This is a genomic window from Metasolibacillus sp. FSL K6-0083, assembly GCF_038630865.1.
Lineage (GTDB): Bacteria > Bacillota > Bacilli > Bacillales_A > Planococcaceae > Metasolibacillus > Metasolibacillus fluoroglycofenilyticus.
Genome location: NZ_CP152046.1, coordinates 384,693 through 411,495 on the forward strand (window position 1 = coordinate 384,693; position 26,803 = coordinate 411,495).

The 26,803-nt window shown below is 38.9% G+C and carries 28 protein-coding genes and 1 other RNA gene; 22 read left to right on the forward strand and 7 right to left on the reverse strand.

The genetic code is table 11. From position 1 onward, the window contains the following. Positions 1 to 25 precede the first annotated feature (25 nt). On the reverse strand, positions 26 to 643 hold the full coding sequence (gene recU, locus MHB51_RS01735; protein ID WP_066164354.1) for a Holliday junction resolvase RecU: 618 nt from the start codon (positions 641 to 643) through the stop codon (positions 26 to 28). 126 nt (positions 644 to 769) lie between these two features. On the opposite strand from recU, the gene MHB51_RS01740 reads away from it, so the two are divergent. From MHB51_RS01740 to MHB51_RS01795, 12 genes are all read left to right on the forward strand, one after another. Continuing rightward, positions 770 to 970 carry a hypothetical protein gene (locus MHB51_RS01740; RefSeq protein WP_154098149.1) on the forward strand — a complete coding sequence of 67 codons (201 nt, stop codon included), beginning with the start codon at positions 770 to 772 and terminating at the stop codon, positions 968 to 970. 365 nt (positions 971 to 1,335) lie between these two features. Next, positions 1,336 to 1,722: a YppE family protein gene (locus MHB51_RS01745; RefSeq protein WP_066162615.1), complete on the forward strand. Its 387-nt coding sequence runs from the start codon at positions 1,336 to 1,338 to the stop codon at positions 1,720 to 1,722. Further along, positions 1,694 to 3,970: a DEAD/DEAH box helicase gene (locus MHB51_RS01750; protein WP_342558851.1), complete on the forward strand. Its 2,277-nt coding sequence runs from the start codon at positions 1,694 to 1,696 to the stop codon at positions 3,968 to 3,970. Before MHB51_RS01745 ends, MHB51_RS01750 begins: the two co-directional genes overlap by 29 nt. A gap of 33 nt (positions 3,971 to 4,003) precedes the next feature. Then, complete coding sequence (locus tag MHB51_RS01755; protein WP_342558852.1) at positions 4,004 to 5,215, forward strand: ribonuclease H-like domain-containing protein; 1,212 nt, start codon at positions 4,004 to 4,006, stop codon at positions 5,213 to 5,215. A gap of 383 nt (positions 5,216 to 5,598) precedes the next feature. Beyond that, on the forward strand, positions 5,599 to 5,892 hold the full coding sequence (gene gpsB / locus MHB51_RS01760; RefSeq protein ID WP_342472303.1) for a cell division regulator GpsB: 294 nt from the start codon (positions 5,599 to 5,601) through the stop codon (positions 5,890 to 5,892). 54 nt (positions 5,893 to 5,946) lie between these two features. Continuing rightward, positions 5,947 to 6,326, forward strand: an RNA gene (rnpB, locus tag MHB51_RS01765) — RNase P RNA component class B. Between the two features lie 450 nt (positions 6,327 to 6,776). After that, a complete protein-coding gene (locus MHB51_RS01770) occupies positions 6,777 to 8,513 on the forward strand; it encodes a GGDEF domain-containing phosphodiesterase (protein ID WP_066162626.1) in 1,737 nt (578 codons plus the stop codon). A 13-nt stretch (positions 8,514 to 8,526) separates the two neighbouring features. Beyond that, positions 8,527 to 9,663: a class I SAM-dependent RNA methyltransferase gene (locus tag MHB51_RS01775; protein WP_066162629.1), complete on the forward strand. Its 1,137-nt coding sequence runs from the start codon at positions 8,527 to 8,529 to the stop codon at positions 9,661 to 9,663. A gap of 145 nt (positions 9,664 to 9,808) precedes the next feature. Beyond that, positions 9,809 to 11,716, forward strand: coding sequence for an ATP-dependent DNA helicase (locus MHB51_RS01780; protein WP_107942852.1), 1,908 nt, complete (start codon positions 9,809 to 9,811; stop codon positions 11,714 to 11,716). A gap of 300 nt (positions 11,717 to 12,016) precedes the next feature. After that, the gene (locus tag MHB51_RS01785; protein ID WP_342472305.1) at positions 12,017 to 12,739 is read left to right on the forward strand and encodes an AAA family ATPase; all 723 of its coding nucleotides are present in this window, start codon (positions 12,017 to 12,019) and stop codon (positions 12,737 to 12,739) included. Positions 12,740 to 12,757: 18 nt separating this feature from the next. Continuing rightward, positions 12,758 to 13,144, forward strand: a complete 387-nt coding sequence (locus MHB51_RS01790) for a hypothetical protein (RefSeq protein WP_066162638.1) — start codon at positions 12,758 to 12,760, stop codon at positions 13,142 to 13,144. 24 nt (positions 13,145 to 13,168) lie between these two features. Further along, positions 13,169 to 13,771 (forward strand): LysE family transporter, encoded by a 603-nt coding sequence (locus tag MHB51_RS01795; RefSeq protein WP_107942850.1) that lies wholly within the window; start codon positions 13,169 to 13,171, stop codon positions 13,769 to 13,771. A 219-nt stretch (positions 13,772 to 13,990) separates the two neighbouring features. Here the strand turns inward: MHB51_RS01795 and MHB51_RS01800 are convergent, their stop codons facing one another. Beyond that, positions 13,991 to 15,034 (reverse strand): AbrB family transcriptional regulator, encoded by a 1,044-nt coding sequence (locus MHB51_RS01800; RefSeq protein WP_342558853.1) that lies wholly within the window; start codon positions 15,032 to 15,034, stop codon positions 13,991 to 13,993. Between the two features lie 107 nt (positions 15,035 to 15,141). Here MHB51_RS01800 and MHB51_RS01805 point away from each other — a divergent pair, with 107 nt between their 5' ends. The 4 genes from MHB51_RS01805 (at position 15,142) to MHB51_RS01820 (ending at position 18,909) form a co-directional block, all read left to right on the forward strand. After that, a complete protein-coding gene (locus MHB51_RS01805; RefSeq protein ID WP_342558854.1) occupies positions 15,142 to 15,720 on the forward strand; it encodes a GNAT family protein in 579 nt (192 codons plus the stop codon). Between the two features lie 290 nt (positions 15,721 to 16,010). Next, a complete protein-coding gene (locus tag MHB51_RS01810; protein ID WP_107942844.1) occupies positions 16,011 to 16,793 on the forward strand; it encodes an ABC transporter ATP-binding protein in 783 nt (260 codons plus the stop codon). Positions 16,794 to 17,186: 393 nt separating this feature from the next. Then, positions 17,187 to 18,131, forward strand: coding sequence for an ABC transporter substrate-binding protein (locus MHB51_RS01815; protein WP_066162666.1), 945 nt, complete (start codon positions 17,187 to 17,189; stop codon positions 18,129 to 18,131). Between the two features lie 10 nt (positions 18,132 to 18,141). Further along, the gene (locus MHB51_RS01820) at positions 18,142 to 18,909 is read left to right on the forward strand and encodes an ABC transporter permease (RefSeq protein ID WP_066162669.1); all 768 of its coding nucleotides are present in this window, start codon (positions 18,142 to 18,144) and stop codon (positions 18,907 to 18,909) included. A gap of 62 nt (positions 18,910 to 18,971) precedes the next feature. Here MHB51_RS01820 and MHB51_RS01825 read toward each other — a convergent pair whose 3' ends face one another. Continuing rightward, positions 18,972 to 19,400 carry a helix-turn-helix domain-containing protein gene (locus MHB51_RS01825; protein WP_066162672.1) on the reverse strand — a complete coding sequence of 143 codons (429 nt, stop codon included), beginning with the start codon at positions 19,398 to 19,400 and terminating at the stop codon, positions 18,972 to 18,974. 89 nt (positions 19,401 to 19,489) lie between these two features. On the opposite strand from MHB51_RS01825, the gene MHB51_RS01830 reads away from it, so the two are divergent. Together MHB51_RS01830 and MHB51_RS01835 are read left to right on the forward strand one after the other, a co-directional pair. Then, complete coding sequence (locus MHB51_RS01830; protein WP_066162676.1) at positions 19,490 to 20,005, forward strand: DUF4242 domain-containing protein; 516 nt, start codon at positions 19,490 to 19,492, stop codon at positions 20,003 to 20,005. Between the two features lie 19 nt (positions 20,006 to 20,024). After that, on the forward strand, positions 20,025 to 21,068 hold the full coding sequence (locus MHB51_RS01835; RefSeq protein WP_066162680.1) for an acyl-CoA dehydrogenase family protein: 1,044 nt from the start codon (positions 20,025 to 20,027) through the stop codon (positions 21,066 to 21,068). A 114-nt stretch (positions 21,069 to 21,182) separates the two neighbouring features. On the opposite strand, the gene MHB51_RS01840 is transcribed toward MHB51_RS01835, so the two are convergent. Both MHB51_RS01840 and MHB51_RS01845 read right to left on the reverse strand, forming a co-directional pair. Then, positions 21,183 to 22,820, reverse strand: coding sequence for a hypothetical protein (locus MHB51_RS01840; protein ID WP_342558855.1), 1,638 nt, complete (start codon positions 22,818 to 22,820; stop codon positions 21,183 to 21,185). After that, positions 22,817 to 23,605 carry an ABC transporter ATP-binding protein gene (locus tag MHB51_RS01845; RefSeq protein WP_066162687.1) on the reverse strand — a complete coding sequence of 263 codons (789 nt, stop codon included), beginning with the start codon at positions 23,603 to 23,605 and terminating at the stop codon, positions 22,817 to 22,819. Before MHB51_RS01845 ends, MHB51_RS01840 begins: the two co-directional genes overlap by 4 nt. A 160-nt stretch (positions 23,606 to 23,765) precedes the next feature. Between MHB51_RS01845 and MHB51_RS01850 the strand changes: the two genes are divergently transcribed. Genes MHB51_RS01850 through MHB51_RS01860 form a run of 3 tightly spaced genes read left to right on the forward strand, consistent with a single transcriptional unit; the run spans position 23,766 to position 25,659 of the window. Continuing rightward, positions 23,766 to 24,203, forward strand: coding sequence for a helix-turn-helix domain-containing protein (locus tag MHB51_RS01850; RefSeq protein ID WP_066162690.1), 438 nt, complete (start codon positions 23,766 to 23,768; stop codon positions 24,201 to 24,203). Continuing rightward, positions 24,203 to 24,931, forward strand: coding sequence for an ABC transporter ATP-binding protein (locus tag MHB51_RS01855; RefSeq protein ID WP_066164361.1), 729 nt, complete (start codon positions 24,203 to 24,205; stop codon positions 24,929 to 24,931). The genes MHB51_RS01850 and MHB51_RS01855 overlap by 1 nt, the downstream gene beginning before the upstream one ends. Further along, positions 24,928 to 25,659 (forward strand): ABC transporter permease, encoded by a 732-nt coding sequence (locus MHB51_RS01860; protein WP_066162693.1) that lies wholly within the window; start codon positions 24,928 to 24,930, stop codon positions 25,657 to 25,659. The genes MHB51_RS01855 and MHB51_RS01860 overlap by 4 nt, the downstream gene beginning before the upstream one ends. Before the next feature lie 44 nt (positions 25,660 to 25,703). Here MHB51_RS01860 and yhfH read toward each other — a convergent pair whose 3' ends face one another. Both yhfH and MHB51_RS01870 read right to left on the reverse strand, forming a co-directional pair. Continuing rightward, entirely contained in the window at positions 25,704 to 25,829 is a 126-nt protein-coding gene (gene yhfH, locus MHB51_RS01865) for a protein YhfH (protein ID WP_082798910.1), read from the reverse strand. A 196-nt stretch (positions 25,830 to 26,025) separates the two neighbouring features. Then, positions 26,026 to 26,322, reverse strand: coding sequence for a hypothetical protein (locus tag MHB51_RS01870; protein WP_066162696.1), 297 nt, complete (start codon positions 26,320 to 26,322; stop codon positions 26,026 to 26,028). A gap of 131 nt (positions 26,323 to 26,453) precedes the next feature. On the opposite strand from MHB51_RS01870, the gene MHB51_RS01875 reads away from it, so the two are divergent. Further along, positions 26,454 to 26,597 (forward strand): sigma factor, encoded by a 144-nt coding sequence (locus tag MHB51_RS01875; RefSeq protein WP_161485049.1) that lies wholly within the window; start codon positions 26,454 to 26,456, stop codon positions 26,595 to 26,597. Positions 26,598 to 26,803: the final 206 nt, after the last annotated feature.

Genomic DNA, 26,803 nt, shown 5'->3' on the forward strand with positions numbered 1-26,803 from the left:
CATCGGGCACTGAAAAAAATACCTATCAATGCGAAACCAATTGCTGTACCGCCTGCAAATAATCAATACGAGGCTGATAACTCGGTTTAATTTCAATTGCCTTTTCTTCAAATTGTTTAAGTGGTATCGATTTGCGCCCACCACGCTCCATTTGCTGCCATGCGTTTTCAACAACAGAAAATGGTGTAATAAAATAGCGGTCTAATGATGAAAAACGTATGATGAAAAAGGCAATTCCTTTTTGTACGATAACATTTTTCATATGCTCTATTTGATGTGCGTGAATATTTTTTAAAGGAAAGGCTGTTTTATTTTCTGTCTCCTTTGCTTCAAAATCTAAATAATAACCATTCCATACACCGTTATAATCTGTTGTGGAAGGCGTGCGAAAATACGCCTCGCGAATAACAGCGGCACTTCTTGATGGGTACTCTACTTTGACGATTTGAATAGGAACAGGTTTCTTATGAATATTTGCGACCTGTCTTTGCAAATAATAAGCATTTGTTTCGTTTAAATCATCCTCTAAAGTTTTACCACGATTGCCAAAGTTAATCTCTTTAAGTGCTTTCTGCTTTTTAGGTTTTGGTACTTCTTCTATGTTCGTTTTATAAGGTTTCCCATTTGGATAGCGAATCATTATTTTCACCCTTTCAAAATGCACCTTTTGCAGTTTCCCACAATTTTTAGCGTATACTGTCTAGTTTTGCGATTGACAAGGATTTTCTTCGCCGCTCTTGAATGTATCCATAATAATGAGAGGAGGCAAATGATGACAAGACTTCAATCACTTATTTCAAATATTGAGCAGGTAACGCAATTATTAGATGCCACATTAGAGCAGCAACGTGCAATGCTCACTCTTCAATTTTCACAAAAAATCACAGTAGCCTATCAAAAAGTAAGCTTAGCAGAAAAACGAATGCAAGTAAAGAATACACGTTCCCATGGAGGGGGAGCCAACAAGTAAGCTAGCGCACCGCTTGTTAGCTCCCAGTTGCTTTTGAAAGAAGGTGTTTCTCTTTCTGAAAAATGAGTGTACTTTTCTAGTATGTTGAGAGTGCTGTCCGAAAAATCTATTTTAATTTGACGCCGCATTGAAATAGTAATTTTCATCGCTGCACCTTTACTAAAGAGAAATACTGCTAAAGCCAATGTTCACCAATTTTTATAAAGAGGCGTTTTCTATTTAGATGAGCACACATTTTGTAAAACATTATTATGACTGTCCAAAATGTCGGTTACTGCACGGCTTTTTGGACAACTCCTTTAAAAATGAAAGTAGTCAAGAGATTTGGTACACTATAAGTAATAAAGTAAAACTTGAGGTGTACAATGCAATTAGTCGAACTAACAACCTATTTAATAGCGCAATGTGAAGATGCGCAAAATCGTTTCTTTCACATGCGCGAATTTGATTTAAAGCCTGATTTCTTTACAGAAGTAAAACCGTATGCAGATACAGTACATGAGCAGTTAAAATTATGGCAGCAGCTAGCAAAAGAATGGCGGGCAAGCTATCAGCCGAAATATATGCATAATCAACAAATCGACCAAGTAGTAGAGGCAATGGAGCAATTTACCGTACAATCCTTTTACAAAGAAACGAGTAAAAAAAGATTTTTGCAATCGATTCATTCGGTTCACTATACACTATCTACAATCTTGCGCTATTTAGAGGAGGGAGAAGCGTATGAACAGCAAAAAGATGACGATTTCTGAGCTGTTACAGGCATGGCAATATGATGAGGAGCTAAAGCAAAATATAAGGCATTGGCATACGCTAGAGGCACAGCCTGCACAATATGCTGATTTTCCAGACAACCTTCATCCTTCCATAAAAAAGGCATTGCATGCAAGAGGAATCAATCAGCTTTATACACATCAGCGAGAAGCTTTTGATTTCGCCATGCAAGGGCAGTCTTTCACCGCGATTACACCGACTGCCTCAGGCAAATCATATTGCTACCACCTCCCTGTACTGCAAACGATTTTACATAATAAATCAGCAAGGGCCATTTATTTATTTCCGACAAAAGCTTTGGCACAAGACCAAAAATCCGATTTGAATGAGCTTATAGAGCTAATGGAGGAGGATATTTTAAGCTATACGTATGACGGGGATACAGCACCTGGTATTCGCCAAAAAATTCGGAAGGCAGGGCATATCGTTATGACGAATCCCGATATGTTGCATTCGGGCATCTTACCGCATCATACGAAGTGGGTCGCGCTTTTCGAAAACTTACAATATATTATTATTGATGAATTGCATACATATAAGGGTGTGTTTGGTAGTCACGTAGCACACGTACTGCGCAGATTGCAAAGAATTTGTGCTTTTTATGGGAGCAATCCTGTTATAATATGCACATCTGCAACGATTCGCAATCCGCGTGAGCTAGCGGAAAACTTAACGAATACAAAGCATGCACTGATTAAAAAATCGGGTGCACCTGTCGGTAAAAAAACATTTATTTTTTATAATCCACCGATTATTCATCCGACATTCGGGGTGCGTCGAAGCGCTGTATTAGAAGTGCGTGATTTATCAACTCGTTTGTTTGAAGCAGGTATTCAAACAATTATATTTGCTAAATCAAGGGTACGTGTAGAAATGCTCGTTACCTATTTAAAGTCATTGACAGCGAAAAAAATTGCTGACCATTCAATCCAAGGTTACCGAGGTGGCTATTTACCGAGCGAGCGTCGCCAAATTGAAAAAGGCTTGCGCGATGGTTCAATTCAAATGGTCGTAAGTACAAATGCACTGGAGCTCGGTGTTGACATCGGGCAGCTACAGGCATGTATTATGACGGGCTATCCTGGTAATATCGCGAGTGCATGGCAGCAAGCTGGGCGTGCAGGAAGAAGGCAGGATGAAGCATTGATTATTTACGTAGCTCAGTCGACCGCGCTTGACCAATATGTTGTTAATCATCCTACTTATTTATTGGGCAGTGAGCCTGAGCAAGCGAATATTAATCCTGAAAACATTTTAATATTAATGTCCCATTTGAAATGCGCGGCATTTGAGCTACCATTTTCGACAGACGATACATATGGTGAATTTGAGGTGCAAGATTTATTAGCTTATTTAGCGGAGGAAGGCGTACTCGTTCAAACGACAACGGCATGGCATTGGATGAGCGACCGCTTCCCAGCACATGATATTAGCTTACGTTCAGCAGCACAGGAAAATGTCGTCATTATTGATAAAACAATAGCGACAAAAACGCGCGTAATTGGTGAAATGGATACGTATAGCGCGATGACATTATTGCATGAGGAAGCCATCTACATCCATCAAGGTACACAGTTTCAAGTGGAGGAGCTTGATTGGGAGGAGAAAAAGGCGTACGTCACAGAGGTGGATGTCGACTATTTTACAGATGCTAATTTAGCGGTGGAACTGAAGGTGTTAGAGGAAGATAAAGTGGCAGACTTGGGGGAAGTAACAGTAAGCTACGGCGATGTAAGTTTACTTGCTATTCCGACGATATTTAAAAAAATTCGTTTCGGTACACATGACAATATTGGTTCTGGCCCTATCACACTACCTCCTATGGAAATGCATACGAATGCAACATGGATTTCCTTTAATTTACCTGAAGATTGGTCTGAGGAAATGATGACAGATGCATTAAATGGAGTTGCATATGCGATGCATTCCTTTATCTCACTCTTTATTCAATGTGACCGTAGTGACGTATCGGTCGTACCGCAGGTCAAAGCAGTGCATAACGAGCGACCAACATTATTTATTTATGATAGTTACCCAGGTGGAATAGGGCTAAGTGAAAAGGTTTATGATTTAATTTTGCCCCTCCTTGAACGCACTATAGAGCATGTGAAAAGTTGTCCATGCAAGGCGGGCTGTCCGTCCTGTATTGGGGCACAGGATAGCTTAAATGATGGCAAGAAGCGTGTGTTAAAAGTATTGGGAATTTTATGTGCGGAAATGATGTGATAAAAAATGTCCTACGAAAATAAAATATTACAAATGAAAAAAATGCTAGGCAAAAAAACAACAGAGCGCGTTGAACAGCCAAAATTTACGAAGCCTGCACCACCGCTTTATAAAGAGCGGTGGCAACAGGCAGGATTAGCGGTTGTCGATAATGATTTTGGCGTCTTGTTTAAGCGTGAGGTTCGCTATCCTTTCGATTATAAGCATGGGCATTATACGCTAGGGGAGTTAGTAGCGGCACTTGAAATATGGGAAAATGCTGATATCGAGCACCCTTATGCATTACATACAAAAGAGCGCATTGTATTTTGGGATACTGAAACAACAGGTTTAAAAGGCACTGGTACGCATATTTTTTTGCTCGGCTTTTTACAGCAGGATGAGGACGAATTTGTACTCACACAATATGTGTTAGCAGACCCAGCAAACGAGGTGGCAATGCTATTTGAATCAAAACTTTGGCAGCGAAGTACCACGCTCGTTTCCTATAATGGAAAAAGCTTCGATTGGCCGCAGTTAGAAACACGTTGGACATTGAATCGCCAAACTTTGCCACCATTAAAAGAGCAAAAACATATTGATTTATTGCATAGCTCAAAGCGTTTATGGAAAAATGATTTAGAGAAGATGAAGCTTGTACAGGTCGAGGAGGAAAAGCTTGGCTTTAAAAGACAAGGGGATATACCGGGGCATTTAGCACCTATCATTTATTTTGATGCGGTGAAAAGTGGGCAGGCTGAAGTTTTAATGAAAGTGTTACTGCATAATGAATGGGATTTATTATCACTTATTACATTGTATATTCATCAAACAAAGCTATTGTTTTCTGGCGAGCAGGAATCAGCCGTTACTTATACAAATGTTGGGAAATGGTATAGCGATTTAAAGCAGCAAGTGGCGAGTGAATATGTGTTAACGAATGTCACAGAAAATTACCGCGAGAGCGAGACTGCATTAGCCCATTTTTATTTAGCTTTTCAGCATAAGCGTCAGGGCCGTTATCATGAGGCGATTAAAGCTTTTGAAACATCCATAATAGGCATTTCAAATCGTCAAAAAATACAGGCATATGAGCAGTTATCAATGTTGCATGAGCATCAAATCAAAGCGTATGATATCGCGCTGCTTTATGCGGAAAAAGGGTTTAAGCTTATCCAGCATAGTGACCTGTCATTTGAGCAAAAAGAAAAGCAATTAGTAAAATGGAAAAAACGTTATGAACGTATTCAAAATAAACAACAATAGCCGATGATACTCGTATAGATAGCGTTTCATATGCTATAATGAACATGGCGAATTATCGCCTCTATTTGAATGCAGTGGGAAGTTTGACTTCTCGAAAGTTTGCTTCGTTTTTTTGTGTGGCGAAGTTGCTAGCATATGACAATGAAAATAACTGTTTATACCCCGCATTAACGGGCTGAAAACCACCCACTTCAAGCCTTCAGTGAAAGGACGTTGAGGATAAGTGAGAGATTAACTGCCCGTAAATGCCAAATTGATTCAACTAACAATCAGTGGAGGTTTTCCTCCACTGATTGAAGTTTCACTTTATAAGCAATATCGTTAGGAAGGAGAACGCCACTAGAAAACAGGTTAAAGGATGTTTTCAAGGGCGGAAGATGCGAATGATAAAATTAAACTCAAAAATTATTTTAGAAAAAGAATTTAAAAAGAGTATGAAGGGCTATAGCATAGACCAAGTGGACCAATTTTTAGATCAAATTATGGAGGATTATGATGTTTTTGAAAAGCAGCTAAATGAGCTGCGTTTAGAAAATGAGCGTTTAAAAGCGGAGTTAGAAAATAGTGCGCGTAGACAGCCAACTGTTCAAACGACTACACCAAATACAAACTTTGATATTTTAAAACGCTTGTCTAATTTAGAAAAACATGTTTTCGGTAGTAAACTATCTGAATAGATGATATTGTTGCTTTTCTGATATGTGTCAAGTATAATATAGTTCGACATCAAGAAATTCGAGTAATCGCTGCATCTTAGATGATGTAGAGGAAAGTCCATGCTCACACGGCTCTGAGATGACCGTAGTGTTCGTGCTTACCGAAAAAATAAGGTAAGGCAAGCATTTGCTTGACGGCGAAAGGAATACCTAAGTCTTTTTGATATGGTAGAAACTTTCTGAAGGTGCCACAGTGACGAAGCTTGCTTGGAAACATGCAAGGTGGAACGAGGTAAACCCCGCGAGTGAGAAACCCAAATTATGGTAGGGGCACTCTCCAAAAGGAAATGAACGGATGGAGGGACAGGCAAATGCCTGTAGATAGATGATTACTACCTGACAGTACGAGGCTATTAGCTGTTTGAGTACACAGGAACAAAACATGGCTTACGGAATACTATTGATGCATTTTTTAAGTTTTTGCTGCACTAAATTTATGCGGCAGCATAATATTTCAAATACTCTACATCATGAGGCGTTCGGTTTTATCGTTGTACCTTTCGATGCAGATGGAGCTGTCACAATTTTTTGTTGGACGGCTCCTTTTCTTTGACATCAATTACGCCTTGGCGTAATTGCGTCCAGATTTTTTTCGAGCGGGCTCGAAAAATTTCCCTTCAAAAATCTGTGACATCCCCCGGGGGCATTTATCTTGATTCAGTGAGTGGTTGTGAACCCGCTGAATCAGAGAAAACAAAATAGACATTCATCTCACCGCCTTTAGAGGTGAGAATTTTGTGTATTTGTTGCCTCGCTTTTGATGCAAAAGCAAATTGCTCCTGCGATTATACATTGCAGTAAAACACTACTGAATCAAGATAAATATTATTAAGGATGGAATAACAATGAGTAGTAAAGATTTTACTCACAACAATATGGATATTGAACATTCTTCCGTTTACAAAACTAGCTTAGTAAAAGTTATTTTTGAAAATGTAGAGGAAGGTATTATGATTACGAACGAGAAAAAATGTATTATAGCAGTTAATCCTGCGTTTGAGTTTGTAACAGGCTATTCACTTAGTGAAGTGATTGGGAATACACCAGCGATTTTACAATCAGGTATGCATGATTCCTCGTTTTATAAAAAAATGTGGGCAAAAATTGAAAAAGATGGCATGTGGCAAGGAGAAATTTGGAATCGCCGTAAAACCGGAGATATTTACCCAGAGTGGCTAACGATTATCGCTGTGAAAGATGGCGATAATAATATTATGAACTATTGTGGGATATTTACAGATTTATCCGAGCGTAAAAGCGTTGAAAGCGAGCTGAAGAAACGCACATTAACAGATTTATTAACAAAGGTAAACAATCGTTTTGCTTATTTAGAGCGAATGAAAGCCCTGTTGTTAACAAGTGCTACAGCGACAACACCGATGCGACATGCAATATATTTTTTAGATATAGACAGATTCAAGCAAGTGAATGAAGTGTTTGGGCATGCGGTCGGTGATAAGTTGCTAATTGCAGTAGCTAAGCGCATTCGAAGACTGTTAAAAAATAAAGATATTTTAGCGCGCTATGGCGATGATGAATTTGCAATTACATTAACAAATATTGTTCATCCAAGGGAAGCTGCGAAATTTGCCCAGCAAGTACTACATGCAATGGAGCAACCTTTTATAATAGATGGGCAAGAAATTTTTATTTCCGTAAGTATTGGCATTAGCTTATATCCGTTAGATGGAGCGACAACGGATGAATTAGTGCATCGTGCAGATAAAGCAATGTATTTTTCCAGACAAACGGGCCCCGGCAATTTTGCCTTTTTTATCGAAGATTTAGAAATTGATACGAAGCGAGTTTCATTGCTGGATACAGAGCTTCGAAAAGCGATAGAAAACAATGATTTCCAACTATATTTCCAGCCAAAGGTTTCCTTAAAAACGAAGCAGGTGATTGGTGTAGAAGCGTTAGTACGTTGGACAAACGATAAGCTCGGTCAAGTATCACCAGGCGAATTCATTCCATATTCTGAGGAAACAGGTTTAATTATTCCGCTAAGTGAAATGATTATAGAAATGGCGTGCAGCGCATTTCATGTATTGAGAGCAAATGGGTATGCCAATGTGCCAATTGCCTTAAACATTTCAAGCATTCATTTCCAGCAGCAAAATTTCTTAGAAACAATTCAAAAAATATTAGAAAAAAACAATACTTCGGCGCATAATTTTGAAATTGAAGTAACAGAGCGGACAGTTTTGGATAACTCCTCGGAGGCAATTAGCAAATTCGACCGATTAAAGCAGCTTGGTTTTACGCTATCTATCGATGACTTTGGGACAGGCTACTCATCATTAAGCTATTTAATACGTTTCCCATTTGATGTATTAAAAATAGATCGTAGCTTTGTGCAGCATATATGCTCCTCAGAGGAAAAACAAGGTGTGGTGGATGCAATAATTCAAATGGCGCATCGCTTAAATATGCAAGTTGTAGCAGAGGGCGTTGAAAGCAAGCAGCAAGTACAGTTATTACAAGAAATCGACTGTGATTTCGCACAGGGCTTCCATTATAGTAAGCCGATGCCATTAGGTGAATTGCTACAGTTTTTAGCCTATTGGGAGCACATACAGTGAGGAAGGTAAAAGCATGACAAAATTTCAATTAGTTGCAACGGCAGCGATGGGCTTAGAGGCAATCGTTGCACAGGAAGTACAAGACTTAGGATACGAAACACGTGTTGATAATGGCAAAGTGTATTTTGAAGGAGACGAGACAGCTATTGCACGTTGTAATCTATGGCTGCGTGTAGCGGATCGTGTAAAAATTGTTGTAGGTCAATTTCCAGCGCATACATTTGATCAACTATTCGAATCTACAAAGGCGCTTGATTGGGCGCGTTATTTACCTGTAGATGCGGCGTTTCCTGTATCGGGAAAGTCAGTAAAATCAAAGCTATTTAGTGTGCCAGATTGCCAAGCGATTGTGAAAAAAGCAATTGTAGAGCATATGAAATCACATTACAAACGTCTAGGCTTTTTAGATGAATCAGGCGCAACTTATAAAATTGAAGTAGCTATTTTAAAGGATGTAGCAACATTAACAATTGATACATCAGGCGCAGGGCTTCACAAGCGAGGTTACCGCCAAGTACAGGGAGAAGCTCCTTTAAAGGAAACATTAGCAGCTGCATTAGTGAAAATTTCAAAGTGGAATCCTAATCGACCTTTTGTTGACTTGTTTTGTGGCTCAGGAACAATCCCTTTAGAGGCAGCGATGATTGGGCAAAATATTGCACCGGGCTATAACCGTGAATTTATTTCAGAGGATTGGGCTTGGATGAAAGCGAAAATCTGGGATGAAGCACGTAATGAGGCTGATGCTCTTGCGAATTACGACCAACCATTACAAATAATTGGCTCGGATATTGACCACCGCATGATAAGCATTGCACAGGAAAATGCTCTAGAGGCAGGCTTTGGTGAGCTTTTAACATTTAAACAAATGCAAGCAACAGACTTTACAACACGATTAACAGATGGCGTTATAATTTCGAACCCACCATACGGGGAGCGTATTGGTGATAAGGAAGCAATTGAGGCTGTTGTAAAAACACTCGGACAAGTGATGAAAAATTATCCAACCTGGTCTGTTTATATGTTGTCCTCCATGGAAAACTTTGAGCAATGTTACGGTCGTCAAGCAACGAAAAAACGCAAGCTATTTAATGGCTTTATTCGTACAGACCTTTATCAATATTGGGGTCAAAAATCAAAGCGTGATTAATAGTAGACGCCAAGCTAAATCTATATTGAAATGCTTTGAAATCTGATAAAAAAGCTATTGGGCTGTAGGAATATCGGATGAAAATCCAATATTGCTGACAGCCCCTTCATTGTCTACATACTTATATATTTAGGGGAGAATTCATATGAGACAATCATTACCGTTTGAATTATCAAAAGAAAAATCCTTCTTTGATTCGCTTGGCGATTGGATGGGAGACGTTTTATACGACGAGCTACCAGAAAAAGGCTTTGAATGTCGGGATGAACAAATTTTCATGGCTTACCAAATTGAGCAGGCATTAAAAGAGAAAAACGTACTATTCGCAGAGGCGGGTGTTGGTACGGGAAAAACTATAGCTTATTTACTGCCGGCGGTTTCGTACGCTCGTTATACAGGCAAGCCTGCCCTCATTGCTTGTGCTGATGAAACATTAATCGACCAGCTTGTGAAAGAGGGCGGTGATGTGCATAAGCTACGTGATCATTTAGGCTTAAATATTGATGTGCGCCTTGCAAAATCACGTGATCAATATTTATGTATTAAACGCTTTGAAGAGGCAGACAGACAACTGGAGGCAGACTGGATTGAAGAAATTGCTGATTCGATTCCAGATGGGGTCTATGCACACGGCTCAATGGTGGCATTACAGCCGTACGGTGAACGAAGTGATTATCCAATGGTGAGCGATGATGAATGGCAAATGGTCAACTATAATGCGTTGATGCAATGTGCAGTATGTGATGTGCGCAATCGTTGTGGGCAAACATTGCACCGAGCATATTATCGTAAATCAACGGATTTAATTATTTGCTCGCAAGACTTTTTAATGGAGCATTTAGCTACAAAGGAATCACGTGAGCGCGAAGGACAGCTTCCTTTACTACCTGAGGTGTCGATGATGGTGCTGGATGAAGGACATTTATTAGAATATGCCGCACAAAAGGCAATGACCTATAAAGTACAGGCAAATACAATCGTTGGCTTGTTAGAGCGTTTAATGGTTGATGGTGTTCGTGAGCGCACATTATATGGGATGGAAAGATTGCAGGACGATCATGAGCTATTTTTTGACCAGCTACGCGATGATTTAGTGCCTTCAGAGGAAGATCGAAAGCGCATTGAAAAGTCAGAGCGTTTATTAGCGATTGGCAAGCGCTTATTAGTAGATGTAGAGCAGCTACTAGAAGAATTTGTGTTTGAGTCAGAGCTTTATATGATTCCAGAATATGAGCTTAATATGGCAGAGGAATTTCTCGAGCATTACGCAGCAGCATTACGCATTTTTGTTGCACAGGGCGATGCGGTCGATTGGTTAGAGGAAACAGACGGTGAAGAAACGCTCGTGATTATGCCTCGTTTAATTACTGAAGTATTAGAAGAAAAGCTCTTTTCTAAAAAAACACCTATCGTCTTTTCGTCAGCAACATTATCAGTGAAAAAGGACTTTTCCTATATTGCTACAAGCTTAGGTATTACTAAATATCAATCTTTTAGCGTACCATCTCCGTTTGATTATGAGGATGTTATGAAAATTTATGTGCATGAACTTGCGCAAAATGACAAGGCAGCAAAAGTAGAAGAATTGCTACGTGACGGCGAGAAAACGCTCATTTTATTTCAATCAAAGCAGGCAATGAATGCTTTTAAATCGAAGCTTGGTGTGATGGCTCGTTTAACGATAGCCTTTGAAGGAGACAGAGAGCTATCTGCAATTGTCCGGGATTTCCAAGAGGGTAAAGTTCGAACATTTTGTTCCTATCATTTGTGGGAGGGACTTGATTTACCTCAGGAAGCATTGACACGCGTCATTATTTTCGACTTACCATTCCCGCCATATGACCCGTTATTCGATGCAAAACGTGCCTTTGCTAAAGATGCATTCGCAGAGGTAGAGCTACCATTTATGCTACTACGCTTACAGCAAGGAATGGGACGACTTATCCGCACATCGAATGACTACGGCGATATTCATTTACTCGTGAACGAAAAAGAAAGCCAAATGAAAAAACATTTCGAGGATATTCTAGCAGTAGAGCCAATTATTGAATAATAGAAGTTAGAGAGGTTGCCCGAAAAGCTCGCATTAGCAAGCTTTCTGGCAACCTTTTCGATGATTTTGTCCTCCCTAAACAGCCTTGAGTAAGACCAAAAACTGTGAAGGGGCTAAAGACGATTATGAGAGAGCACCGATAATTTATGAAATTCATAGATAATCTATGAAAAAAGAGGATATTTATAAAATCAAGTGCACAGACCCAAGGTAGAAAAGCTACTATATCTAGTGTACATGCTGACGGCTATTTTGCTATTTTTTTCGCAATTCGTTACAATAAAATGAGGGGGAGATGCGATGTACTTAAAGACAGTGCGCTATTTGCAGGAGCAGGTAATAGAGAAGCAGCAATATCCATTTAATATTGCGGCATTGCAGCATTTAGAGGAGCTTCATTTACCGACGAATATTACGTTTTTTGTTGGAGAAAATGGTTCAGGCAAATCGACATTGCTGGAGGCGATTGCCTATGAATGTGGCTTCCATACGGCTGGAGGTAGTCGCAATCATTTGTACGATGTGCATGAATCGCACTCTGCACTTGGAGAGCACATACGATTAAGTTGGTCGCGAAAGGTGGCGCGCGGCTTTTTTCTACGTGCCGAAACATTTTATCAATTTGCAAGTCATCTTGATTTAATGTTTGACCCATCTGGACGGAAGTACGATGCGTATGGTGGAAAGTCCTTACATCAGCAATCGCATGGTGAATCTTTTTTATCCCTGTTTAAAAATGCATTCGGACATAAGGCGATTTATTTATTGGATGAGCCAGAAGCTGCACTTTCTCCAACTAGACAACTTAGCTTAATGCGCATTATAAAAGAACTGGAACATGATGCACAATTTATTATTGCAACGCATTCACCGATTTTGTTAGGCTATCCAAATGCCACAATATATGATTTTGACCAACAAATAAGCAAAGTTCGCTATGAGGAGACGTTGCATTATATTTTAACGAAGCGCTTTTTAGATGCGAAAGAGAAAGTATTAGAGGAGTTATTTTTGGATTTATAATAGAAAAGAGGGAGCAATATGGCGTCATCTTACTTATATGAGATTAGAATTCATGAGAAACAGCGCGAGGATATAACAAGCTATTCCATGACCTTTCATGGTGAGAAAAGAATGCTGCAAAAAATGATTGAACTAGCTACAAAAGATACAGCCTTTCTTGTTTATAAAGAAGCAACGAAATGGAAAAAGCTTTTATTTCGCCACAATTATTTATTTTCTATACAGGATGTTCCTGCAAAGGATAGCCCGTATCCTTACTGGAGCTTGGCAGAAATATTAAAGGGGCAAGAAGTAGTAGAGCTGCCAGCAAAGTTAAACATGGAATATACAGCAAAGGCATTGCAAGAGGAATTAATGGGCTATGCTGCTAAAATCGCATCGAGACAAGGAAATTTATTTAGATAGATAAAACAGAATAGGGGAAAATCAATGCAGGCAATTATTCATGGAATTATTTTGGCCTTTGGGCTTATTTTGCCTTTAGGGGTACAAAATGTTTTTGTTTTTTCACAAGGGGCGATGCAGCCATCTAAATTTAAAGCTTTACCGGCGGTTTTTACAGCTGCGCTATGCGATACACTGCTCATTTTACTTGCAGTGCTTGGTTTATCAGTTATCGTTTATCAGTTTGAATGGTTGCGACTTGGCTTAATTAGTGGTGGTATTTTATTTTTAATTTATATGGGAAGGGTGCTCTGGACAGCGAAGGCTGAAGCCACACAACAAGGAGAGGCACTGCCAGCAAAAAAACAAATATTGTTTGCCCTATCCGTTTCATTATTAAATCCACATGCTATTTTAGATACAGTTGGCGTTATTGGAACGAGCGCACTAAATTATATTGGCACAGAAAAAATGCTTTTCACTATAACATGTATTATCGTCTCATGGCTATGGTTTATTGCTTTAATGTTCGCTGGCTCAATGCTAAAAAAAGTGGATGCCTCAGGCAAGGTGATGTACATATTTAATAAATGTTCCGCTGTTTTTATTTGGGGAACAGCCGTTTACTTATTAATTGGGTTATTTTAATCAGTTGTTTTTCAAAATGGAATTTTGGCAAGAAAATGGGGTTGTCCGAAAAGTCTATTTTGTTTTGCCACCGCATTGAAATCAATGTTTTCATCGCTTCCCTTTTATTGAAGGATAACACTGCTAAAGCCAATGTTCATCCCATTTTTAAAAGAGGCGTTTGCTGTTTATAGGAATCAATATTTTGTGAAACATCATCGCGACTGTCCAAAATGCCGGCTATGTACGGCTTTTTGGACAGCTCCGGACACTATATTTCTTCAATAATGGAATAATAACAAAGGATAAAAATAGCATGCGTGCGAGCTGAAAAACGGTGACAATGTCTGCCTCTGCATAGATAGAGGTAGCAATTAATGCCATTTGGTCCATGCCACCAGGTGCAGTGCTTAAAAAACTTGTCGCAAATGTATAATTAAGCATGGTCATCACAAGTTTTGCGCATAAAAAACTAACAAACATAAGTAAAACAACATTCATTAAGCCGAATAATAGTGTGCGTTTTGGAAGGCGTAGTGCACCAGGTGTTAACAGTAAACCAATATGTGCACCAACTGCAATTTGTGCAAGATGCAAAACGTTCGCTGAAATAGTTGGGATATCAATTTGCACAACATTAAGCAATATACCAAAAAGGACAGGGCCTAAAAAGAAAGGTGTTGGCATATGAAATTTACTGGCGATGAGCGCGAAAGCAAAGCTTGCTGCAATTAAAATAATTCCAGCCCATAGTGGCGAAGTGATGCTAGCAACATTTTGTTGCACAATATGCCCAGAAACTAAAAATGGTATAACGCTAACAACAGCTAGTACACGAATTAAATGAAAATAAGTCACAGCAGCAAGGTCAACATCCTTTTGTTCAGATGAAAAAACGATAATTTGTCCAAGTGCACCGGGGACGCTTGCTAAAATTGCGGTATGTAGTGACATATTTGTATATTTAGCTGTGATAAATGCGAGCAGCAAGCATAGTAAAATAAAAATAATATTAATTGCTAACATATACCAAAACATTGTTCCCATTGTTTGTAAAATAGTTAAAGAAAAATTTTCACCAATCGTAATGCCAATAATAACAAGCCCGATGTTGCGAAAAAATGCAGGCCATTTAAGTGGTCTGCGAATGAAAAACTGTGCAAGAAGTACAGTAAATAGCGGTCCAATCATCCATGGAATTGGCAATGATAAAAGTGAGAATAGCCATCCTCCAATGCATGCAATAATGGCTACATATAGTATTGGTAGTGCATGCTCCCTCATAAAAAAACCTTCTTTCTATCTTTCCACTATGTCTATCGTAGCAAAAAAAATTGGATTTGTTTACTAATATTCTGTTTTCACTTCTGTATAATAAAGAAAACGGAGGGATGAAAATGGAAACTTTGCAAAATGAAATTGTGCGTTTAGTGCATATTGAGCGTGCACATATTGATGAAATATATGAGGCAGCCCATGATGAGCGAATATGGGCGCATACATCATTACATCTTATGACAAAGACAGCTGTGGAAAATTACGTTGAAACGGCAATAAAGCAGCGTGAGGCGAGTACGGTAATTACCTTTGTTATTATTAATCAAGCAACAGAAAAAATTGTCGGTGCTACATCGTTATTTGATTTTGATAATACACATAAGCGATTAGAAATTGGCTATACATGGCTAACGCCTGCATGCTGGGGAACGGCGATTAATACGAATTGTAAATATATTTTACTAGCATATTGCTTTGAGCGGCTTGCAATGAACCGTGTACAGCTTAAAACAGATAATGAAAATAAACGCTCTCAGCAAGCAATCGAACGTATCGGTGCTAAAAAAGAGGGGATTTTACGCAATCATATGGTGCGTAAAAATGGAACGCTGCGCGATACACATTTATACAGTATTACGAAGGAAGAGTGGCCACAAGTAAAGCAGTATTTTGAACAAACTTTATTGAAATAAATCAAACAGCTTTGAACACAGTGCTCATACGTGCTATCTAGTAGTAAACATTCATGCGAAAATGCAGCGTAGCCCCGCAGGCTACGCTTTTTTAAGGAATACAAATATATCCAAAAAATAGGTCATTTTATAAACGAGGAGAACTTTGCTTTCGTATCCAAAATCGCTTTTAAGCAGTAAATAAAAATTTTTTTGAAAAATGAGTTGTTTTTTTGAAGTGAGTATAATAAAATAACTTAAAACATATTAAACCTAGTAATATTATAAGATTAAGAGGTGGTGAAATACATATGCTAGCACCGATTGTATCAATACAGCAAGTTTCCAAACGATTTTCTTCCCAGAAAAAACAAGAAACGGTTTTAGAGCAAATATCCTTTGATGTCCATAAAGGTGAAATCATCGTCATTTTAGGGAAAAGTGGATGTGGGAAAAGTACATTGCTTAACTTAGTGGGGGGTTTTGAGCAAGCGTCTAGTGGCTCCATTCTATTAGACGGGGAAGAAATTAAAAAGCCAAGTAAGCGCTGTATAATGCTAATGCAAAACTATGCTCTATTACCGTGGCGCTCTGTTGAAAAAAACGTAGCATTAGCACTCGAAGGAGAAAAATTAACGAAAGACGAAATGACTGAAAGGGTAGTGCACTATTTAGGTATGGTAGGTCTGCTTGATAAGTGTAAAGCATTACCACATGAGCTATCTGGAGGGATGCAGCAGCGAGTTGCGATTGCACGCGCGTTAGCCATTCAGCCAGAGGTGATTTTAATGGATGAGCCGTTTGCAGCACTCGATACATTTACCCGCTATTATTTACAGGATGAATTGATTTCAATTCAGCAGCGTGAGCAAATGACAATTATGCTTGTCACACATGATATTGATGAGGCAATTTACTTAGCGGACCGCATATTCATTATGGGTGCAAATCCTGGTCGGATTTATAAAGAAATATCGATTAAAGGTGCTAAGCCTAGAAATCGTGCAGATGCAGATTTTCAGCATTATCGTGAGCTGATTTTTAACGAATTTCAATTTACGAGCAATAAACAGCAAATCGAATACAATATTTAACTTCTTTCAGCAATGTTTTTTGCGACGAGTAATCGCAGGGACTAAATTTTTTTGTACCAATAGCGAGGCAGGAGTTACAGAAGTGTCCCACCTGTATAGGTGCGAAATGAATGCAAGTATTAGACCAATGTCAGCGGGTGTCCAAACACTCGTTGACTAAGAGGAATTCAGTCTAAAAAACATCGCAACTTGCGATAATGATTGAGTGAACTACCAACATCGTGTTGGCCGAAAGCCTCCGGCAAATGTCACAGATTTTGAAGAGGGGCCTGTGTGATACAGGTCAGTTAATCGCTGTCATAGGACGTGACGGTTTTAGGTTAACCTCCGCCAATTAGCTTGAAAAATCTGGACGAGGGTTAACCGAGGCGTAATTGATAGGAGGAGAGCTACTTGAAAAAGGGGATTTATATTTTAGTAGGGGCTATTGTTTTGCTTCTTCTAAGTGCATGTGGCAGCAATGAGCAATCTTCAGCTAAAGAAAGCGAGGGAAAGCCAACAGTTAAAATAGGCTATTTACCGATTACTCATGCTGTACCGTTATATATGCAGCAGGATGCAGAGCAGACAAATTACAGGCTAGAGCTTGTGAAGTTCGGGTCATGGCCTGAGTTAATGGATGCCTTAAATACGGGGAAAATTGATGGGGCTTCTGTGCTCATTCAGCTTGCGATGAACGCGAAGGAAAAGGGCATTGATTTAAAGGCAGTTGCCTTGGGGCATCGTGATGGTAATGTGCTTGTTGTAGCTCCAAACATTGCGAGTGCTAAAGATTTAAAAGGGCAATCTTTTGCCATCCCAAACCGTTTTTCAACGCATAATATTTTGCTTTATGAAATGTTGAAAAAAGAAGGATTATCCTACGAGGATATAAATGTAGTAGAGCTGCCACCCGCAGAAATGCCAGCGGCGCTCGCGCAAGGTCAAATTGCTGGCTATGTTGTAGCAGAACCATTCGGTGCTATATCAGTGGCTCTTGAAAAAGGAAAGGTGCTTTACCAATCTGAGGACATTTGGCCAAATTCAATCGATTGTGGTTTAGTGTTGCGCAATGAGTTCATTCAATCACAGCAGCAAACAGCAAAAAGCTTCGTTCAAGATTATGTAGCGGCAGGTGAGCAAGCACAGCATAAAGACACACATATGCAGGAAGTTGTCGGACAATTTATGAATGTGGAGCAAAATGTATTGGACTTATCCTTGCAATGGATTTCCTATGACAACCTAGCAATTGAAGAAGAAGCTTATGCTATTTTACGAGACGCATTGATTGAAATGAAGCTATCAGAAAATCCACCAGCATATGAGGATTTCGTTGATACATCATTATGGCAGTAGGAGGGGTGAAATGATTTTAAAAAATATAAAGGCAATGCTAGTTGGCTTCGGTTTGCTCTTGCTTATTTGGCAGTTAGTGAGCACATTGGGTGGGTATAACCAGGCATTGTTCCCGCCACCGCTTTTAGTAGTAGAGGCACTCTTTGAAATGATTCGAAACGGCTCGATTATAACGCATATAGAAATTAGCTTCTTTCGATTTTTTAGCGGTTATTTTTTAGCAGTGACAATTGCCATTCTACTTGGTTTACTTGTCGGGCAATTGCCAGCATTATGGCGGGTGCTTGACCCGGTTGTGCAAGTATTACGACCTGTATCGCCAATTGCTTGGTCGCCGTTCATTGTACTATGGTTTGGTATCGGCAATATGCCTGCAATTATCATCATTTTTATCGCCGCTTTTTTCCCTGTTTTACTGTCAACAGTGTCTGCGGTAAAAAAGGTAGATGCGATGTATTTACGTGTGGCAGCTAATTTTGAAATGACACATAGCGAGCGCATGTGGAAGATTATTTTTCCAGCCGCTTTTCCGATGATTGCTAACGGCTTGCATATGGCTTTAGGGAGCGCTTGGATTTTCCTTGTTGCAGGAGAAATGGTTGGTGCACAGTCAGGCTTAGGGTTTTTAATCGTCGATGCAAGAAATGCATTAAGTCTTGATGTTGTGATGGCAAGCATTATTATTATCGGGCTTCTTGGTCTGCTATTAGACCAAGCGATTCGTTTATTTGAAGGGTGGGTTGCACGCATATGGGGTGGGCAAATGGCAATTAAATAATAATTGGAAACGAAACGACTCAAAAGCAGGCGAAGCACTGCTTTTGGGACGCCACCAATTCATTATGATTGGATTGGTTGAACGCGAATATGCTCAACACGTTGGCCTGTTTCTTTTGAAAAATAACCAATTTCTACAGGCGAATTCGTCTTAGGGTCTACAATTTCTTTATAACAGGGCTTTAAATGCGCAGAGCCCCATAAAATAAGAGCATTAAAAATATGCTCTAAATCCTTCCCACTATCCGTCAAACTATAGGCGTAGCGCGGAGGGTGTGCAGAGTATAATGTAGCGACTACGAGCCCAGCTTCTTCAAGTGATTTTAATCTTGTTGAGAGAAGGTTGGCTGATAGGCCGGGAAGCTTTGCTTTAATATCGTTAAAATTCGTTTCACCTATTAATAGCTCATGTAAAATGAGCATTGTCCATCTATCACCAATAATATTTAATGTTTGTGCGATGTTACAAGGTAAGTCATAGCGTGTTTTCATTTGTCTACCTCCTTGTAACAAATTTTAGCATAGGAAAGTTAAAAAAGTAAATTTAGTAATATAAAATAACTTAATTGGAGGAATAAAAAATGACTTTATTTTTAGTAGAAGCAAATGTGAAAGGTATTTCAAACAAGGAGCAATTTTCACAGCTTGTTGAGCAAGTGCATGGGGCAGAAGGAGTGCAGGTGATTGAAGTACAAGTGGCGAAAAATTATAGCCGTGCGTATTTCATTATCGAAACAAAAAATGAATCGTTAGCAAAGGCAACATTGGAAAAGCAACAAGTAGAAATCGTCTTAGTGAAGGAAGTACGCCTAATTGGTCAGGACTTAGAAAATGTAAAAAAGAATAATGAGCATGTCAATTATTTAGTGGAATGGGAAATTCCTGCTGAAATTACGATGGAGCAGTATTTAGAGCGTAAAAAGAAAAATTCTGTGAAATATGAGGAAGTACCGGATGTAAAATTTTCCCGTACTTACGTATGTGAGGATATGACAAAATGCTTATGCTTCTATGATGCACCGGATGAAGCGGCGGTAAAGCGGGCACGTGAGGCTGTATCTACGCCGATTACGTCATTAACTGAATTAGCAGATTAACAATAGGGGAGGGGAGAAAATGGTCATCAGCACGCTACGATTACAAAAGATAATAGATGAGCTATTAAAGCCTCTTGTAAAAAAGATTGATGAGGAAGCTTTTTATGCAGAGGATTATCTCACGGCATTAGGTAAAGAAGGCTTTTTTCAATCAAGTGGCAAGAAGCTAGAAAGCATTTTATTGGATGAATTAACGGTTGTGCAAGAAACAGCAAAGGTATGTATGACGACTGCATTTTGTGTATGGTGTCATTTAGCTGCCTTAACTTATGTGCGCAATAGTAAAAATATTTATTTGCAAAAAAATATTTTGCCACAGCTAGAAGCTGGCGAGCTATTAGGTGCTACAGCCTTATCTAATCCAATGAAATATTATGCGGGCCTAGAGAAGCTTCAATTATCTGCGCAGCAAGTGGAGGGCGGCTATATTGTTAACGGTGTTTTGCCTGCTGTTTCTAATTTAGGTGATAAACATTTATTTGGCGCTATCGCCGCCGTTGGTGAGCATGAAATCATGTTCCTTGTATCAACAAAGCAGGAAAATTTGCAGCTTCAATCAAAAACGCATTTTATCGGTGTAAATGGCAGTGCAACATATTCATGCCGCTTTAGCAATGTGTTTATTCCACAGCAACAAGTTATTTCGGAGGATGCGAGAAGTTTTTGTAATCTCATTCGACCGACCTTCATTTTTTATCAAGTAGCATTAGGGCTAGGTGTTATGGAAGCAGTCGCAGAAGGAATCGAAAAAGTAAAGGCAAAACAAAATGGCTGCAATGAATTTTTACAGGTGCAAGCAGCACAAGTGAAAAGTAAGCAGGAGTTACTATCAGCCAAATTACAAAAGCTTGTGTCGGAAAATTGTTTAACATTAGAGGAAATAGTATCTATTCGTTTAACAACTGTTTATGACACATTAAGCGCGGTACAGGCAAATATGATTCATCACGGTGCACAAGGCTATGTTGTAGGCAGTGTTCCTTCTCGCAAATTACGCGAGGCTTATTTCTTTGCCAATTTAACACCGACAGTACGACAATTAGAAAAAATGAAAGCACAATGAGAGCTGTCCCAAATGCCGTGCCGTTGCTGGCATTTGGGACGCTTCATTTCTTTTACGAGCGAATTTAGGTGTTTAATGAGCGGATTCGTATCGTTAATGTGCGAATTTACCTGTCTAATGAGCGAATTGTGACTTTTCTCCTAAAAACACTTTCCAAACGGCAATATTACTAATACACAACACCGCTAAATAAATGAATAGCCACAGGCTGCCTGCTTTCAAAAGAGCAAAATGGACAATGACAAATGGAATTAACGGTAATAGTAGCCCAAGCATCTTCCAGCTTTGTGATTCGTTCAATTGTGTGGAAGGCTCTGAAAACGGAATTGGCGGCTTTGATGCGATATAGCAAATGACGCTATAAAGGCAGCTTACTGCAAACACGACAAGTAAATCTGGCACAACTCGCAAGCCGTAAATAAAGCAAAAAATGATGCTTATCATTAAATAAAGCGGTGTATACAATTGCACGAGAAAGGCTTTCAGCACCCCTTTTTTATATGCAGCAAAGCTTGTTATAGGTACAGCTTTGAAAACCCAAGCGCCTTTATAGTTACTTGAAAATTGCAGCATAAGTAAAGCAGTTGGAATGATAAGCATGGAAAAATAAATCGTTAAATAGCTATTGCTTGTCGCAAAATTCATTGTTTCATCGCGCATTGTGTTAAAAATAAAAATAAATGGGATGACAATCGAAAAGCCGAGAGAAGGGTATACCTTCAATTTAAAGTCGCGCTCCTTTTTCATCATTAAAGAAGCGAAGCGATAAAAGGCTCTTTCCTCATTTGTCGGGCAAAGTAGACTGAGTAAGAAAGCTTTTATACGACTCGTTTTTACCTTTTTCGATTTGCTTGTCGCTAAAAGCTTTTGTAAATTGCGCTCAAAAGCCGGAATCAATTGAATGTACAGCCACAAAGAAAAGAGTGGCATCGCGACTGCCAGCATACTCATTGTCACGGTGAAAAAGTTGATTGTGCCGTTTAAGAACAATTCATATGGGGCAGCAAACCACATGGGAATAAGGAAAACGCTCCACCAATCTAGTTCGACGACTATTTTTAAATTGGCAAATTCAAAGGAGCGCACAACAAATTGATAGCCGACCATCATCGCAAGTGTTAAGCCAATTTGCACATAATTAATCATATCCTTCAACTTTTCGCCGTCGAAAAATCGTAAAACTGCAATATACAAAATCGCTGTTAAAACGACAATTAAAATATTGCTCAACACTAGCTCTACCACTGTAATGGCAAAAAACAGCACGCCTTGTGTAAATAGAGAAACAATCAGTGGAATCGCCATGAAAGCAATCGTTAAATAGCTTAAATAAATGACAATATGAACGATTTTTGCCGCATTAATTGTTCTAGCAGAAATCGGCTTCGTACCGAGAATATTGCGGTCACGCAAATCGAGCAACACAGAGGAAAAATCCGAAATCATCGACGTCATAATAACGAAAAGAATCATTGAATAGGCGATGCTCATTTGAAATAAAAATTGCGTACCGAAAGCGAGAAACGGAATGAGCATAAGCCCCATTAATGTATAAATCCATAATGATTTAAGATAGCTATTTTTCGTATTTTCTTTTTTCTTCGCTGATTGATTGAATAAGGTGGGCACTTTGCGTTCATCCATCGTCAGCTTTATTTGTAAAATTTTGCGCATCATCTGATAGTCAACACCGATTTTATTGAATAGAAAGCGCAATTTATCAAGTAATCGGAGCATTTTGAAATCTGTCATCGCGTACCTCCGCCAACAACGGCTACGAATTGCTCACCGATTTCTTGATGGCGGTCAAAGCCTGTCAATTGGTTGAAAATACGCTCTAAAGTACCTTCAGTGTTTGTTGCTTGCAATTCTTCAAACGTGCCATCAGCAGCCACTTTGCCATCATGTAGCAACACAATACGGCTACTAATTTTTTCGACGACATCCATAATATGCGATGAATAAAAAATTGTTTTTCCCTGAGCGGCTAATTGCGTTAAAATTTCCTTAAAAATCATTACGCTATTGGCATCTAAGCCGTTAATTGGTTCATCTAAAAATAAAATATCTGGATTATGTAAAACGCTTGAAATAATTAATAGCTTTTGCCGCATTCCTTTTGAATAGGAAGAAATACGGGAATGATATGCTTCGCCAACACCGAATAACTCCATTAACGCTTCTGATTTACGAGCAGCCTCCTCTAATGATAATCCGTAAAGCTCCCCGATAAATGTTAAATATTCGTAGCCTGTTAAATTATCATAAACATCAGCAATTTCAGGCACATAGCCAATTCTCCGTTTGTAGTCCAATGCCCCATTTTTTATATTTTCACCAAACAAACGAATTTCGCCTTCATAATTTTCCTCAATGCCTAAAATCAGCTTTACTGTTGTGCTTTTACCAGCACCATTCGGTCCGATATAACCGATAATTTCTCCTTGGTAGACATATAAATCTACCCCCTTTAAAACTTCTTTACTGCCATAGCCTTTCGTTAAATTGGTCATTGATAAAATTTCTTGCGGTTCCATTTTTGTCACTCCTTTCCTACTATTATATACGGAAAATAGTTCAGAAAGTTTCGTGAATAAAGAAAAACACGAAGGTAACTAGTATTAACATTCATGTTACTGTTAGTTGATAGACGATGCTGTAATAATCGGAAATAATAAAAAAGAGGAGATGAAAAATATGATAAGTGTGAATTTGAAGCAATTGCGAAAGAAGCATCAATATACACAAGAAGAGGTAGCAGAAAAAATTAATGTTTCACGTCAGGCTGTAGCAAAATGGGAAAAGGGTGAATCAATTCCTGATATGACAAGTTGTATAGAGCTAGCAAAATTATATGATGTGACACTGGATGACTTAGTGAATCATCAAGACGAAATTGGGCTAGGGATTGCACCAAAGGGCAAGCATTTATTTGGCGTCGCAGTCGTCGGAGAAAGAGGACAAATTGTTATTCCGAAAAGGGCGAGAGATTTGTTCAAAATAGAGGTGGGCGATGCACTTGTGATTGTTGGAGATGAGGAACGTGGGTTGGCAATTATACCAGAAAGCTATACGCAAAAGTTTTTCAGCGAGGCGCTTCGAATGAATAAATTGGAAAGAGAGGAAAGCGAATGATTGTTGCCATTGATGTCCGTGGCTTGGGTAAAAAATATGGAACTAAAACAGCAGTTCATCCATTATCATTCACCATTCAGCAAGGAGAAATTTTTGCCTTGCTCGGCGTGAATGGGGCTGGAAAAACAACGCTTATTAATATGTTATCTTGCTTAATCAAGCCAACAGAAGGCGAAGCGTTTTTGTTAGGAAATAGCATTATTACAGGCAAGCAAAAGCTTAAGGAGTTAATCGCCGTTTCACCACAGGAAACAGCGATTGCACCAAATCTATCTGTAAGAGAAAATTTGCGGCTTATGGCAGGCGTTCATGGTTTTCATAAAACGTTAGCGGAACGCAAAGTAGAGGAAATGCTGACATTATTTTCTCTGCATCCTGTTGAAAAGCAGCGTAGTAAAATATTGTCGGGCGGCTGGAAACGTAGGCTAAGCATCGCGATGGCATTAATTAGCGAACCTGAAATTTTATTTCTCGATGAGCCGACATTAGGCTTAGATATTTTGGCAAGACGTGAGCTATGGGCGGTCATTCAAAACTTAAAGGGAAAGGTGACCTTGATTTTAACGACACATTATTTGGAAGAGGCAGAAGCTTTAGCAGACCATATATGCATTATGAAAGATGGTCATATAGAAGCGCTTGGGACAGCACAGGAATTAATACAGCAAACAGCAACAGAGCGCTTTGAGGATGCCTTTATCCGTATTGTAGGAGGAGTGATTGGATGAGGGCGCTTGCATTCGCAGGGCGCACAGCAAAGGAAATTTTACGTGACCCTCTTACATTAATATTTGGCATTGGCTTGCCTGTCGTTATTTTATTACTACTAACAGCTATTGGGAAAAATATTCCAAATGATTTATTTCAAATTGAGCAATTAACACCGGGGATTGCTGTATTCAGCCTGTCCTTTATGTCGCTCTTTTCAGCGCAATTAATTGCCAATGATAGAGCAAGCTCAATGCTCTCAAGGCTATTTACAACACCGATGACAGCGGTTGATTATATTATTGGCTATACGCTACCGTTAATTCCAATGGCACTCGCACAAGGAAGTATTTGCTACGGTGTCGCGATATTACTAGGTATGAACGCATCTATAGAAATTATTATGGCATGGCTAATGCTACTACCTACCTCGATTATATTTATTGGCATTGGTTTATTATGCGGTAGTATTTTCAATGAAAAAGCAGTTGCAGGCATTTGTGGTGGTTTATTGACAAATATAGTCGCATGGCTATCAGGCACATGGTTTAGCCTAGAGCTTGTAGGAAATACTTTTAAAACGGTCGCTTATAAATTACCATTTGTACATGCTGTGGATATGGGGAAAGCCATTATAAGTGGTATGAGAAGTGGCATTACTACTAATTTGAGTTGGGTATTAGGTTACGGCATATTGCTTTTAATAGTTGCCATTTTAGTGTTTAAAAGAAAGATGCAAGTAGATTAATTATGTAAAAAGACCATCAATTTGAATGTTGATGGTCTTTTCGTTTATAGAGAACTGCAATTTTCGCAGCTATGGCTGTAGCATTCACTTTGCTCTTCCATTTTGTTGCCGCATTGCACGCAAGTTTTCTCCGGTAAATTTCTGAAAAATTCTACTACGTTTTCTAACATTGTATATTCCTCCTTATGGATAACTGTTATATATAATTTTATTTATATTTGTATTGTATTATAACAGGGTGAAATGGTCAACAGAATAGTTAGAAAATTTAGTTATTTATTATGTCAATTTTGTGACATAGAAAAAAGCTGTTAGGAAATAGCTTGTACAAGCATTCCCCAACAGCATCGATTTTTTTGAAAATAATTACACGGATTTTGAAGTTGATGCTTCTAAGCGTTCCCCAACGCGCTGTAAATATAATGTATATTTAACAAGTACAATAGGAATGGCAGTGAAGATACATGTCATAAGAAGGATGGGTATTGTGAAGTAAGCTGCGTCGTATAAGCGTGTATAGCCGAAGCTAATTAGAGCAAAAAGCACAATGAAAATGAGCGACGGAATGCGAGGGAATAGAAAGCTTAAAAGCCCTCCAAGTATCATTAAAATCATTACTAAAATAAAAAAGATCCAATGGTTAATTAAAAAGAGCAATAACATAAATGACAATCCTCCTTTTACTATTATTTAGTATATTCGTAAAAAGAGGAGGTCATACGTAGAAAAAAAGCACTTGTTTTCACTAATCATGTCACATTTCATTCCAGTGAATTGTCTTATTAAGTAGAAAGGTGGGGGCGTATGTATTCGAAGACGAAGCAGTGGATGCAAAGGAACAAATTCTCCAACAATATTATGCGAAAATTTTTCGCTATTGCTATGGCATCTTAAGAAATAAGCAAGATGCTGAAGATGCGACACAGGAAATCTTTTAAACACAATGTATGCTAAAAGGGCTATATATCGAAGAAAAGCAAATCGAGCTGTTCAAAATGAACGGCTCGATTTCATTTATTCGCATTGTTAGGATACCTGCTAGAAGTGTTTCATTTATCATTTTACATCTCGCTTGCACCTAAATTCACCACATACTATACATAAGTTAGAATATATATGTTTAATGAAAAGGTATAAATAAATA

Excerpts from the sequence above, each read along its gene's own strand:
- MHB51_RS01740 (WP_154098149.1), top strand. The coding sequence starts at position 770 with ATGATGACAAGACTTCAATCACTTATTTCAAATATTGAGCAGGTAACG.
- MHB51_RS01745 (WP_066162615.1), top strand. The coding sequence starts at position 1,336 with ATGCAATTAGTCGAACTAACAACCTATTTAATAGCGCAATGTGAAGAT.
- MHB51_RS01750 (WP_342558851.1), top strand. The coding sequence starts at position 1,694 with ATGAACAGCAAAAAGATGACGATTTCTGAGCTGTTACAGGCATGGCAA.
- MHB51_RS01755 (WP_342558852.1), top strand. The coding sequence starts at position 4,004 with ATGAAAAAAATGCTAGGCAAAAAAACAACAGAGCGCGTTGAACAGCCA.
- gpsB (WP_342472303.1), top strand. The coding sequence starts at position 5,599 with ATGATAAAATTAAACTCAAAAATTATTTTAGAAAAAGAATTTAAAAAG.
- MHB51_RS01770 (WP_066162626.1), top strand. The coding sequence starts at position 6,777 with ATGAGTAGTAAAGATTTTACTCACAACAATATGGATATTGAACATTCT.
- MHB51_RS01775 (WP_066162629.1), top strand. The coding sequence starts at position 8,527 with ATGACAAAATTTCAATTAGTTGCAACGGCAGCGATGGGCTTAGAGGCA.
- MHB51_RS01780 (WP_107942852.1), top strand. The coding sequence starts at position 9,809 with ATGAGACAATCATTACCGTTTGAATTATCAAAAGAAAAATCCTTCTTT.
- MHB51_RS01785 (WP_342472305.1), top strand. The coding sequence starts at position 12,017 with ATGTACTTAAAGACAGTGCGCTATTTGCAGGAGCAGGTAATAGAGAAG.
- MHB51_RS01790 (WP_066162638.1), top strand. The coding sequence starts at position 12,758 with ATGGCGTCATCTTACTTATATGAGATTAGAATTCATGAGAAACAGCGC.
- MHB51_RS01795 (WP_107942850.1), top strand. The coding sequence starts at position 13,169 with ATGCAGGCAATTATTCATGGAATTATTTTGGCCTTTGGGCTTATTTTG.
- MHB51_RS01800 (WP_342558853.1), bottom strand. The coding sequence starts at position 15,034 with ATGAGGGAGCATGCACTACCAATACTATATGTAGCCATTATTGCATGC.
- MHB51_RS01805 (WP_342558854.1), top strand. The coding sequence starts at position 15,142 with ATGAAAATGGAAACTTTGCAAAATGAAATTGTGCGTTTAGTGCATATT.
- MHB51_RS01810 (WP_107942844.1), top strand. The coding sequence starts at position 16,011 with ATGCTAGCACCGATTGTATCAATACAGCAAGTTTCCAAACGATTTTCT.
- MHB51_RS01820 (WP_066162669.1), top strand. The coding sequence starts at position 18,142 with ATGATTTTAAAAAATATAAAGGCAATGCTAGTTGGCTTCGGTTTGCTC.
- MHB51_RS01825 (WP_066162672.1), bottom strand. The coding sequence starts at position 19,400 with ATGAAAACACGCTATGACTTACCTTGTAACATCGCACAAACATTAAAT.
- MHB51_RS01830 (WP_066162676.1), top strand. The coding sequence starts at position 19,490 with ATGACTTTATTTTTAGTAGAAGCAAATGTGAAAGGTATTTCAAACAAG.
- MHB51_RS01835 (WP_066162680.1), top strand. The coding sequence starts at position 20,025 with ATGGTCATCAGCACGCTACGATTACAAAAGATAATAGATGAGCTATTA.
- MHB51_RS01840 (WP_342558855.1), bottom strand. The coding sequence starts at position 22,820 with ATGACAGATTTCAAAATGCTCCGATTACTTGATAAATTGCGCTTTCTA.
- MHB51_RS01845 (WP_066162687.1), bottom strand. The coding sequence starts at position 23,605 with ATGGAACCGCAAGAAATTTTATCAATGACCAATTTAACGAAAGGCTAT.
- MHB51_RS01850 (WP_066162690.1), top strand. The coding sequence starts at position 23,766 with ATGATAAGTGTGAATTTGAAGCAATTGCGAAAGAAGCATCAATATACA.
- MHB51_RS01860 (WP_066162693.1), top strand. The coding sequence starts at position 24,928 with ATGAGGGCGCTTGCATTCGCAGGGCGCACAGCAAAGGAAATTTTACGT.
- yhfH (WP_082798910.1), bottom strand. The coding sequence starts at position 25,829 with ATGTTAGAAAACGTAGTAGAATTTTTCAGAAATTTACCGGAGAAAACT.
- MHB51_RS01870 (WP_066162696.1), bottom strand. The coding sequence starts at position 26,322 with ATGTTATTGCTCTTTTTAATTAACCATTGGATCTTTTTTATTTTAGTA.